7 protein-coding genes are annotated in these 12,147 nt (G+C 71.1%); 5 read left to right on the top strand and 2 right to left on the bottom strand.

Features of this window, described 5'->3' with window-relative positions; genetic code table 11:
- Positions 1-9: 9 nt before the first annotated feature.
- Positions 10-1,551: a M1 family metallopeptidase gene (locus ACZ4Z4_RS08090; protein WP_468323822.1), complete on the bottom strand. Its 1,542-nt coding sequence runs from the start codon at positions 1,549-1,551 to the stop codon at positions 10-12.
- 202 nt (positions 1,552-1,753) lie between these two features.
- On the opposite strand from ACZ4Z4_RS08090, the gene ACZ4Z4_RS08085 reads away from it, so the two are divergent.
- The 5 genes from ACZ4Z4_RS08085 (at position 1,754) to ACZ4Z4_RS08065 (ending at position 9,652) form a co-directional block, all read left to right on the top strand.
- Positions 1,754-3,724 carry a Xaa-Pro dipeptidyl-peptidase gene (locus ACZ4Z4_RS08085; protein ID WP_468323819.1) on the top strand — a complete coding sequence of 657 codons (1,971 nt, stop codon included), beginning with the start codon at positions 1,754-1,756 and terminating at the stop codon, positions 3,722-3,724.
- Positions 3,721-5,001, top strand: a complete 1,281-nt coding sequence (locus ACZ4Z4_RS08080) for a M14 family metallopeptidase (protein ID WP_468323817.1) — start codon at positions 3,721-3,723, stop codon at positions 4,999-5,001. The genes ACZ4Z4_RS08085 and ACZ4Z4_RS08080 overlap by 4 nt, the downstream gene beginning before the upstream one ends.
- 135 nt (positions 5,002-5,136) lie before the next feature.
- A complete protein-coding gene (locus ACZ4Z4_RS08075; RefSeq protein WP_468323814.1) occupies positions 5,137-6,822 on the top strand; it encodes a BCCT family transporter in 1,686 nt (561 codons plus the stop codon).
- Between the two features lie 123 nt (positions 6,823-6,945).
- On the top strand, positions 6,946-7,977 hold the full coding sequence (locus tag ACZ4Z4_RS08070; protein ID WP_468323812.1) for an oxidoreductase: 1,032 nt from the start codon (positions 6,946-6,948) through the stop codon (positions 7,975-7,977).
- 22 nt (positions 7,978-7,999) lie between these two features.
- Positions 8,000-9,652 carry an ABC-F family ATP-binding cassette domain-containing protein gene (locus ACZ4Z4_RS08065; RefSeq protein ID WP_468323809.1) on the top strand — a complete coding sequence of 551 codons (1,653 nt, stop codon included), beginning with the start codon at positions 8,000-8,002 and terminating at the stop codon, positions 9,650-9,652.
- 25 nt (positions 9,653-9,677) lie between these two features.
- Here ACZ4Z4_RS08065 and ACZ4Z4_RS08060 read toward each other — a convergent pair whose 3' ends face one another.
- Positions 9,678-12,089 carry a Tex family protein gene (locus ACZ4Z4_RS08060; protein ID WP_468323806.1) on the bottom strand — a complete coding sequence of 804 codons (2,412 nt, stop codon included), beginning with the start codon at positions 12,087-12,089 and terminating at the stop codon, positions 9,678-9,680.
- Positions 12,090-12,147 lie beyond the last annotated feature (58 nt).

Raw genomic sequence — 12,147 nt, 5'->3', positions numbered from 1 at the left:
GCCCGGCCGTCAGTGGCCGTGCTTCTCGTGCTTCTCGTTCTTTCCGTGGTGTGCGTGGTGTCCGTGGGCGTGCACTCCGTTCGTCGCGGCGATCTGCTTCCACGACTTCGGCTTCGCCGGGGCGGCCGACGACCGGGCGATCCCGGCGTCCCGCGCGGCGGGGGCCGCCGGGCGCGACGGCTGGTAGAGCCACGTGTCGAACAGCTCCGCGAGCGGCTTGCCCGAGATCTTCTCGGCGTACTTCACGAAGTCGCCGACCTTGGCGTTGCCGTACGCGTGCTTCTGCGGCCACCCCTTCAGGATCGCGAAGAACGCGTCGTCGCCGATCTCGTTGCGCAGCGCCTGGAGGGCGAGCGCGCCCCGGTCGTAGACGGCTATGTGGAACTGGTTGTCCGGGCCCGGGTCGCCCGGCTTGACCTTCCAGAACGGGTCGGTCGCGGTGCGCTGCGCGTACACGTAGTCCGCCAGCTCCTGCGCCGTGCCCTCGCCCTCCTTCTCCGACCACAGCCACTGGCTGTAGCGGGCGAAGCCCTCGTTGATCCAGATGTCCTTCCAGCCGTCCACGGAGACGCTGTCGCCGTACCACTGGTGGGCGATCTCGTGGACGACGATCGACGCGTTGGAGCCGTTCGCGAACGCGGCGGGGCTGTAGAAGGGCCTGGTCTGGGTCTCCAGGGCGTAGCTGCTCTTCACGTTCGGCACATAGCCGCCGAGGGCGTTGAAGGGGTACTTGCCGTAGAGCGTCTCCAGCCACTCGGTGACCTCGGCGGTCCGCTCGATGCTGGCCCGCGCCGCGCCGGCGTTGTCGCCCAAGTCCTTGCTGTACGCGTTGAGGACGGGCAGACCGCTCTCCGTCTTGTCGGTCGTGATGTCGAACTTGCCGACCGCCAGCGTCGCGAGGTAGCTGGCCTGCGGCTTGTTCGACCGCCAGTTGTAGCGGGTCCAGCCGAGGCGTGAACTCTGCGACTGGAGCACGCCGTTGGAGATCGCCTGGGTGCCGTCGGGCACGGAGACGGAGACGTCGTACGTGGCCTTGTCCAGCGGGTGGTCGTTGGAGGGGAACCACCACGCGGCGGCCTCCGGCTCCTGCGCCGCGACACCGCCGTCCGGCGTCCGGTGCCAGGCCGTGTAACCGTTGATCTTCACCTCGGACGGCTTGCCCGCGTACCGCACGACGACCGTGATCGGCGTGCCCTTGGGCAGCCCGGCCGCCGGGGTGATCTCCAGCTCCTGGTCGCCGGTCTTCGCGAACTTCGCCTTCTTGCCGTTGACCCGCACCTCGGAGACCTTGAGCCCGAAGTCGAGGTTGAAGCGCGAGAGGTCCTGCGTGGTGCGGGCGTTGAGCGTCGCCGTGCCTTCGAGCAGGTCCGTCGCGGGCTGGTACTTCAGCCGCAGGTCGTAGTGCGAGACGTCGTATCCGCCGTTGCCGCTCGCCGGGTAATAGGGGTCGCCGATGCCCGGCGCCCCGGGGGAGAAGTCCGCGGCCGATGCCGGGATCGCCAGCAGGAGGGAGGCCGCGAGAGCGCCCGGGGCGATGAGTCTGCGGTGCACAAGAGCTCCAAGTCGTAGGGTCACAACAACTGTTCGTCTTGGTCCAGGAGCCTATTCAGCCCCGCCCGTACACGTCATGTCCATGGCCTCGGACGTCACACGATCGCCATTCGGCCGACATGTGCCTGGTTGTCCCATGCACCTGTCCCGGCTGCGTGCAGCCCTCTGTCGCACAAGGGTTCACCGGTGTACCTTCCGCGCCATGCCGATACGTGCGCGACGCACCCGACTCCTGTGGAGAACGCTGCTGACGGCGGCCCTGGCCGCCCTGATGGCCACCCTCATGTCCCCGGGCGCGGCGCAGGGGGCCGGCCCGGCCCCGCGCAAGCCGGGCGAGAGCAGACCCGTGTACTCGTACGAGGACGCGATACGCGAATCCGTATGGGTCGACACCAGGATCGACGGCGACGCGGACGGCAGGACCGACCGCGTCGCCGTCGACATCGTCAGACCCCGCGAACTCGACCGCACGGGCCGCCGGATCCCCGTGATCATGGACGCGAGCCCGTACTACGCTTGCTGCGGACGCGGCAACGAGAGCCAGAAGAAGACGTACGACGAGAACGGCGACCCCGTCCGCTTCCCGCTCTACTACGACAACTACTTCGTGCCCCGCGGCTACGGCTACGTCGCCGTCGACCTCGCGGGCACGAACCGCTCCGACGGCTGCGTCGACGTCGGCGGACGCTCCGACGTGCAGTCCGCCAAGGCCGTCGTCGACTGGCTGAACGGCCGCGCCCACGGCTACACCAGCCGCACCGGAAAGGAACGCGCGAAGGCGTCGTGGACCAACGGCGCCACCGGAATGATCGGCAAGAGCTACGACGGAACCGTCGCGAACGGCGTCGCCGCCACCGGCGTCCCCGGTCTCAAGACCATCGTGCCGATCGGCGCCATCTCCTCCTGGTACGACTACTACTTCGCGAAGGGCGCCCCGCTCTACGACAGCGGCCCCGAGTGGCTGTCGGACTACGTGGAGAGCCCCGAGGCCCGCGCCCGCTGCGGCGCCGTCCAGCAGCGGCTCATCGACGGGGCACCCCGCACCGGCGACTGGACCCGCCTGTGGAGCGAGCGCGACCACGTGCCCGACGCCGACAAGGTGCGCGCCAGCGTCTTCGTCGTCCACGGCATGCAGGACCTCAACGTCCGCACCAAGCACTTCGGCCAGTGGTGGGACGCGCTCGCCGAGAACGGCGTCGACCGCAAGATCTGGCTCAGCCAGGCCGGCCACGTCGACCCCTTCGACTTCCGCCGCGCCGACTGGGTGCGCACCCTGCACCGCTGGTTCGACCACGAACTCCTCGGTTACGACAACGGCGTCGACCGCGAACCGATGGCCGACATCGAGCGCGCCCCGGACCGCTGGACCACCGACCGCGTCTGGCCCCCGCGCGGCACGCGCGCCGTCGAGCTGCGCCCCGCCAAGGGCACCGCACCCGGCGTGGGCACCCTCGGCACCCGGCCGGGCAAGGGCTCCGAGACCTTCACCGACGACCCGCGGCTTGGCGAGACCGACTGGGCCGAGCGCATCGACACGCCGACCCCGGACAAGGCCGGCTTCGTCAGCAGGCCCCTCGCCCGCGACCTGCGCCTGTCCGGGTCGTCGAAGGTGACCGTCACCGCGACCCCGACGACCCGCACCGCCCACCTCTCCGCGGTCCTCGTCGACCTCGGGCCCGACACCATCCGCGACTACGCCGCCGCGGGCGAGGGCATCACCACGCTCCCCGAACGCACCTGCTGGGGCGCGAGCACGCCGGGTGACAGCGCCTGCTTCAAGGAGACGCGCGCCAGGACCGCCGACGTGGACTACACCATCTTCAGCCGCGGCTGGGCCGACCTCGGCAACTGGGCCGACGCCCGGCACGGCCGCCCGCTCACCCCGGGCAAGCCGCACACCATCACCCTCGACCTCGCCGCGACCGACCACGTCGTGCCGAAGGGGCACCGGCTCGCGCTGATCGTCGCGGGCACCGACAGGAACCTGATCGAACCGCCCGCCGACACTCCGACGCTCACCGTCGACCTGGCCCGCACCTCGGCGAAGCTGCCGCTGGTCGGCGGCGCCGGCGCGTTCACCACCACCGCACCCGGCACACCCCGCGACTCCCGTCTCGACGGCGTGGCCCCGCCGCGTCCGCTCAACCCCATCCCCGGAGGCACCACTTCATGACACCGCGCATCCGCACCCTGGCGCTCGCCTGCGCCGCCACCGCGCTCGCCGCACCGCTCCTGACGGCGCCCGCGCAGGCGGCGCCGGCCCCGCCCCGTACCGGATTCGAGGAGACGAACGGCGCGCGCTGGACCAGCCAGCCCGAGGAGCAGGACCTCCTCACCACCGTGGACAGGGCCGCGAAGAGAGTCTCGGTCGCCCGAATAGGCACCACCAAGCAGGACCGGCCCCTCCAGCTGGTCCGCATCGGCGAACGGCCGACGAGGAACACCGTGTTGCTGATCTGTAGCCAGCACGGCGACGAGCCCTCGGGCCGCGAGGCGTGTCTGTCCACGATCCGCGACCTCGCCTACGCGAAGGACAAGAAGACCAGGAAGTTCCTCTCCCGCACCACGCTGCTCGTCGTGCCCACCGCCAACCCGGACGGCCGCGCCGCCGACACCCGCGGCAACTCCGACGGCCTCGACATCAACCGCGACCACCTCTCGCTGCGGACCGCGGAGGCCCGCGCCCTGGCCGCCGTGATCCGCGACCACGAGCCGGACGTCATCTACGACCTGCACGAGTACGGCGCCACCCCCAAGTACTACGACAAGGACCTGTTCGACCTCTGGCCGCGCAACCTCAACACCGACGAGGCCGTGCACGGCGAGGCGCAGACCCTCTCCAAGGCGTACGTGCGACCGGCCGCCGAGCACGACGGATACACCACCGGCACCTACGGCATCTGGACCGACCCCGTCACCGGCGAGCCGGTCAAGCAGGTCGCGGGCGATGGACAGGAGCGCATCCTGCGCAACATGTCAGGCATCAAGCACGCCGCGGGCCTGCTGATCGAGAGCCGCGTCGACCCCCTCACGGACGCCGAGAAGCAGGACGAGGCGCTGAACAACCGGCGCCGCGTGACGTCCCAGCGCTCGGCGCTCGGCGGCCTGTTCGACTACACGGACGAACGCCGCGGGCAGCTGGAGGCGGCCACCGGCGCGGCCCGCACCGAGGGTTACCGCGACCGCGGCCCGGTCTACGTCGGCGGCGCCGACAACGACCCCGCCGAGCCGGCGGAGACGATCCAGAACCCGCCCTGCGGCTACCGCCTGACCGCCGACCAGTACGGCGACATCAAGGACGAACTGGCGCTGCACGGCGTCACCGTGAAGCGTCTGAAGTCCGGTGCGTACGTCCCGCTGCGGCAGTCGGCGCGGGCCCTGGTGCCGCTGCTGCTCGACGAGCGCGCGCCGTACCACATGGTCACAGGTCGACCCGACATGGCCTGTTGAGCAAGTGAGAGGTGCGTCACATGTGGTAGGGGGTAGCGGTGAACAAAGTCCGGACCCATATCGACCCCTCGAAAGGTGTCACTTGTGACGCAGGATCAACATAAAGCGGACGACGGGGGAGGGTCGCCGGACATCATGGCGCCCGCCCCCGGTGGCCGGTCCCCGCAGACGGACCGGGTGGTCTTCGGCGTGACCGCCGTGCTGACCCTCGCGTTCGTGGTCTGGGGCGCGGTGTCGACGGACTCGCTCGAGAATGTCTCCACGGACATGCTCAACGGTCTGATGCACAACGGCGGTTGGTTCTTCATGCTGACGGCCACCGGGTTCGTCGTCTTCGCGCTCTGGCTGGCGGTCAGCCGGTACGGGAAGATCACGCTCGGCCGGGAGGGCGAGGACCCGGAGTTCCGCACCGTCTCCTGGGTCGCCATGATGTTCAGTGCCGGCATGGGCATCGGCCTGATGTTCTACGGGGTGAGCGAACCCCTGGCCCACTTCACCACGCCACCGCCGGGCACCGACCCGGCGGACGCGCCCGCGGCCATGGAGACCGCGATGGCCACCACCCTCTTCCACTGGACGCTCCACCCGTGGGCGATCTACGCGGTCGTGGGCCTCGCCATCGCGTACAGCACCTTCCGCCGCAACCGCCGGCAGACCATCAGCGCCGTCTTCGAGCCGCTCATCGGCAAGAAGCACGCGCGCGGCGCCTGGGGGCGGGTCATCGACATCCTCGCCATCTTCGCCACGCTCTTCGGCTCGGCCGCCTCGCTCGGCCTCGGCGCCCTTCAGATCGGCAGCGGCATCGAGGAGCTCGACTGGATGGAGACGGCGGGCACCGGCCTGCTCGTCGTGATCATCGCCGTGCTCTCCCTGGCCTTCGTCGCGTCCGCCGTCTCCGGTGTGGAGAAGGGCGTGCAGTGGCTCTCGAACATCAACATGGTGCTCGCCGGGCTCCTCGTCCTCTTCGTCTTCGTCGCGGGCCCGACGGTCATCATCCTCGACATGGTGCCGACGTCGATCGGCGCCTACCTCAACGACCTGCCGCAGCTCATCGGCCGCACCGAGGCGTCGAGCGGCAAGGGCGTCGCGGACTGGCTGAGCAGCTGGACGGTCTTCTACTGGGCCTGGTGGATCTCCTGGACGCCCTTCGTCGGCATGTTCATCGCCCGCATCAGCCGCGGCCGTACCGTCCGGCAGTTCGTCGGCGGCGTCATCCTGGTGCCCAGCACCGTCAGCCTCATCTGGTTCGCGGTCTTCGGCGGCAGCGCCATGACCGTCTCGGAGCGCGGCGGGCTCAAGGGCGACATGTCCCAGGAGGCCCAGCTCTTCGGCCTCCTCAACGAGTACCCGATCGCCACCGTGACCAGCCTGCTCGTGATGATCCTCGTCGGCATCTTCTTCGTCTCCGGCGCCGACGCCGCGTCCATCGTGATGGGCACGCTCTCCCAGAAGGGCGCCCTCGAACCCGGCCGGTTCGTCGTGGTCTTCTGGGGCATCGTGACCGGCGCCGTCGCGGCGATCATGCTGCTGATCGGCGACGGCTCGGACGACGCGCTCACGGGCCTGCGGAACCTCACGATCCTGGTCGCCGCGCCGTTCACCCTCGTCATGATCGGCATGTGCGTGTCCCTCATGCGGGACCTGCGCCACGACCCGCTGATCGTCCGCGGCGAGCACGGCACGGAGGTCCTGGAGAAGGCCGTCATCGCCGGCCACGAGCACCACGACGGTGACTTCGAGCTCCGCATCGGCCCCGCCCGGGACGACGACGCCGACACCGAAGGACCGGAACGGGACAACGACCCGGCCGAGCCCCGCTGACCGGCCGCCCCGGGAGGCGGCGCCCACCGGACGACGGTGACACCGGTGCCGCCTCCCCCCGGGAACGCGGCGCAATCCGTGCTGCGGTGCGCACGACGCACGTCGGGTGGGGATACTCACAGCATGTCTGCCGAGTACGCGACCTTCGGTCTGGCACCGGCCATGCGCGCCGGTGGAGTTCTCGCCAACGGTGACTACCAAGTGCACCGTGACTTCGTCGACTTCATCGTGAACGGGCGCCCCCTCCTCTTCCAGCTCTCCGACCTCGACGCGGTGTCGCCGCTCGCCTCCGACATCCCCCCGGCGATCTTCACCGCCCACGTCCGCAGGCTGCTCCTGGAGGACCGGGCGCCGCTGGGCGACGGACGGTACGTCATCTACGGCTGCCCCGAGTGCGAGGGCCTGGAGTGCGGCGCCGTCACGGCGGTGATCGAGCGGAGCGACGACGGCAGCGACGACTTCGTCTGGCGCGACTTCGCCTGGCAGACGGCCGAACCCGCCGACCTGACGCTCAACGGCTACCACGGCATAGGGCCCTTCCGCTTCCGGGGCACCGAGTACCGCGCCGCGCTCGGCCAGTTGCTCTCCGGGAGCGAGCGGCAGACCCGCCGCCGGGTCCTGCTGATCGGCGCGCGCGTGGCGGTGCTCGCCAAGCTGGCGGCGGCGCTCCGCACGATCGGCATCGGCGCGGAGATCGCGGCGGACGCGGCGGACGTCCCGGCGGACGAACTGCGCACGTACGGAGCGGTCGCCTTCGGCCCCACGGTCCCCGACGCCACCCGCCGGTCCGTCCGGACCGCCTTCGACGCGGTCGGCGTCGACGTCACCCACGTCGACGGCCTCGCGCCCATCATCCCGCTCCTCGTCGCCCAGATCGAGCACGCGCTGGACCGCGGCCCCCAGGAACAGCGCCGCCTCACCGGCCTCGCGGCGGACCGGGCCTCGGCGGACCTGGACGTCACGTCCACGTGCCGGGTCCACCTCACGACGTACCGCACGGACCGGCTCTCCCGCACCCACGTCCACGAAGTCTTCGACGAGGTCCTGCAACCGGGCCACCACAAGCTCCCCCTGCCTCCCAAGTCCACGAAGGGCAGCGCATACGTGGTGGCCCGGACCTCCACGAGCGTCCTGGTGGCCCCCGTCTCACCCTGACGGGGGCCTACAATCGCCCCTGATGACCGCAACCCTCGTCGCCAAAGACCTCGCCGCCGGCCACGGCGACCGCACCCTGTTCTCCGGACTGGACCTCGTCGTCGCCCCCGGCGACGTCATCGGTCTCGTCGGGGCCAACGGAGCGGGGAAGTCCACCCTGCTGCGGCTGCTCGCGGGGGTGGACACCCCCGAGCGGGGTGAGCTGAGGCTCTCACCGCCCGGCGCCTGTGTCGGGCACCTCCCGCAGGAGCCCGACCGCCGCCCCGGCGAGAGCATCCGCGCCTTCCTGGCCCGCCGCACCGGCGTGGCCGAGGCCCAGCGCGTCATGGACGACGCCACCCAGGCCCTCGTCGACGGCGCCCCCGGCGCGGACGACGCGTACGCCACCAGCCTGGAGCGCTGGCTGGCGCTCGGCGGCGCGGACCTCGACGACCGCGCCGGGGAAGTCGCCGACTCGCTCGGCCTCACCGTCGCCCTGGACCAGCCGATGACGTCGCTCTCGGGAGGCCAGGCGGCCCGCGCGGGCCTCGCCTCGCTCCTCCTCTCCCGCTACGACGTGTTCCTCCTGGACGAGCCGACCAACGACCTCGACCTGGCGGGCCTGGAGCGCCTGGAGAGCTTCGTACGAGGGCTGCGGGCCGGCACCGTCGTCGTGTCGCACGACCGCGAGTTCCTCACCCGCACCGTCACCAAGGTCCTCGAACTGGACCTGGCCCAGCAGCAGGTCAACCTCTACGGCGGCGGCTACGACGCGTATCTGGAGGAGCGGGAGACGGCCCGCAGGCACGCCCGCGACGACTACGAGGAGTACGCCGACAAGAAGGCCGCGCTCCAGAGCCGCGCCCAGATGCAGCGCTCCTGGGCCGACAAGGGCGTCAGGAACGCCCGCCGCAAGGCCGCCAAGGGCGGCGACAACGACAAGATCGGCCGGAACTTCCGCAGCGACACCAGCGAGAAGCAGGCGGCGAAGGCCCGCCAGACGCAGCGGATGATCGAGCGCCTCGACGTCGTCGAGGAGCCCCGGAAGGAGTGGGAGCTCCAGATGGAGATCGCGGCGGCACCACGCTCCGGCGCGGTCGTCGCGAGCCTGCGCGACGCGGAGGTGCGCCGGGGCGCGTTCACACTCGGCCCGGTCACGCTCCAGATCGACTGGGCGGACCGCGTGGCCATCACCGGCGCGAACGGCTCGGGCAAGTCGACGCTGCTCGCCGCTCTCCTGTCCCGCGTCCCGCTGGACGCGGGCCACGCGGCCCTCGGCTCGGGCGTGCTCGTCGGCGAGGTCGACCAGGCGCGCGCCCTGTTCCACGGCGAGGAGTCCCTGCTCGACGCGTTCTGCGCGGCTGTCCCCGACACCGAGCCGGCCGAAGTGCGCACGCTGCTCGCCAAGTTCGGCCTGAAGGCGGCCCACGTGCTGCGCTCGGCGGCCACGCTCTCGCCCGGCGAGCGGACCCGCGCGGCCCTCGCCCTGCTCCAGGGCCGGGGCGTCAACCTCCTCGTCCTGGACGAGCCGACGAACCACCTGGACCTGCCCGCGATCGAGCAGCTGGAGTCGGCCCTGGACACGTACGAGGGCACGCTTCTGCTGGTCACGCACGACCGCAGGATGCTGGACGCGGTCCGGGTGACACGCCGCCTGGAGGTGGCGGAGGGCAAAGTGACGGAACTGCCACTCTGACCTCCGCCCCTTCGGGGACTGTGTCTCAGCGCCGCTTCGGATCCACGAGCCCGGCCCGCCGCAGCGCTTCGGCCATCGCGTCGTTGGCGGGCGGCGGCCCCTGCCGCTGCGGCTTCTGCCCACGCTGCTGCTGGCGCTGGCCTCCGCCGCGCTGCCGCTGCTGAGGCGGCCGCCCGCCGCCCCGCTTCGGCCGCCCCTCACCCGAGGGAGAGGGAGCACCCTCACCCGCTGCGGCAGCCGCCTCGTCGTCCAGCCGCAGCGTCAGCGAGATCCGTTTGCGCGGAATGTCCACGTCCATGACCTTCACCTTGACGATGTCGCCGGGCTTCACGACATCCCGCGGGTCCTTGACGAACGTCTTCGACATGGCGGAGACGTGCACCAGACCGTCCTGGTGCACACCGACGTCCACGAACGCCCCGAACGCGGCCACGTTCGTGACGACGCCTTCGAGGACCATCCCCGCGGCCAGGTCGGAGATCTTCTCCACGCCGTCCTTGAAGGTCGCCGTCTTGAAGGCGGGACGCGGGTCGCGGCCCGGCTTCTCCAGCTCCTTCAGGATGTCCGTGACCGTCGGCAGACCGAAGACCTCGTCCACGAACTGCTCCGGCCGAAGCGAGCGCAGCGCACTCGTGTTGCCGATCAGCGAAGCGACCTCGCCGCCCGCCGACTTCACCATCTTGCGCACCACTGGATACGCCTCCGGGTGCACGCTGGAGGCGTCCAGCGGGTCGTCGCCGCCGCGGATGCGGAGGAAGCCCGCACACTGCTCGTACGCCTTCGGGCCGAGCCTGGCCACGTCCTTGAGGCTCTTGCGGCTCTTGAACGGGCCGTTCGCGTCGCGGTGCGCCACGATGTTCTCCGCGAGGCCGGAGCCGATGCCCGAGACGCGCGCGAGGAGCGGGGCGGACGCGGTGTTCACGTCCACGCCGACGCCGTTCACACAGTCCTCGACGACCGCGTCCAGCGAGCGGGAGAGCTTCACCTCCGACAGGTCGTGCTGGTACTGGCCGACGCCGATCGACTTGGGGTCGATCTTCACCAGCTCGGCGAGCGGGTCCTGGAGGCGCCGCGCGATGGAGACCGCGCCGCGGATCGAGACGTCGAGGTCCGGCAGCTCCTGCGAGGCGAAGGCCGAAGCCGAGTACACGGAGGCGCCCGCCTCGGAGACCATCACCTTCGTCAGGTTCAACTCCGGGTGCTTGGCGATGAGTTCACCGGCGAGCTTGTCGGTCTCGCGGGACGCCGTGCCGTTCCCGATGGCGATCAGGTCGACGGCGTGCTCCTTCGCGAGCCGCGCGAGCGTCGCCAGGGACTGGTCCCACTTGTTCGCCGGGACGTGCGGATGGATCGTGTCGGTCGCGACGACCTTGCCGGTGGCGTCGACGACGGCCACCTTCACCCCCGTACGGAAACCGGGGTCGAGGCCCAGCGTCGCGCGCGTGCCCGCGGGCGCCGCGAGCAGCAGGTCGCGCAGGTTCGACGCGAAGACCCGCACCGCCTCGTCCTCGGCGGCCGTCCGCAGGCGCAGCCGCAGGTCGATGCCGAGGTGCACGAGGATCCTGGTCCGCCAGGACCAGCGCACGGTGTCCTGGAGCCACTTGTCGGCCGGGCGGCCCCGGTCGGCGACGCCGAAGCGCTGGGCGACGATCCCCTCGTACGAGGAGGGGGCGCCCGGCGTGGCGGCGGCCTCCTCCGGCTCAAGGACGAGGTCGAGGACGTCCTCCTTCTCGCCGCGCAGCATGGCGAGGACGCGGTGCGAGGGCAGCTCCGTGAAGGGCTCGGCGAAGTCGAAGTAGTCGGCGAACTTGGCGCCCGCCTCCTCCTTGCCGTCCCGCACCTTCGCCACCAGGCGGCCGCGCACCCACATGCGCTCGCGCAGCTCACCGATCAGGTCGGCGTCCTCCGAGAACCGCTCGGCGAGGATCGCCCGCGCCCCGTCCAGCGCGGCCTGCGAGTCCGCGACGCCCTTGTCGGCGGCGACGAACGCGGCCGCGGCGGCGTGCGGCTCCACGGTCGGGTCGGCGAGCAGCCCGTCGGCCAGCGGCTCGAGGCCCGCCTCGCGGGCGATCTGCGCCTTCGTGCGCCGCTTCGGCTTGAAGGGCAGGTAGATGTCCTCGAGCCGCGCCTTGGTGTCCGCCTCGCGGATCCGTGCCTCCAACTCGTCGGTGAGCTTGCCCTGCTCACGAACGGATTCGAGGATGGCGGCGCGCCGGTCCTCCAGTTCCCGCAGGTAGCGCAGCCGCTCCTCGAGCGTGCGCAGCTGCGCGTCGTCGAGCATCTCGGTCGCTTCCTTGCGGTAGCGCGCGATGAAGGGCACCGTGGAGCCGCCGTCGAGCAGGTCGACGGCGGCCTTCACCTGCCGCTCCCGTACGCCGAGCTCCTCGGCGATCCTGCTCTCGATGGACGCTGGGGTGGACGTCTTCAAAGCTGCCACGTTCCGGTACCGCCTTCTCTCGGGTTGCCGGGCAATTGTGGCAGGTGGCGCCGGCAGG

Source organism: Streptomyces sp. NPDC030245 (genome assembly GCF_055572995.1).
This window is presented reverse-complemented; position numbering and strand designations above follow the sequence as displayed.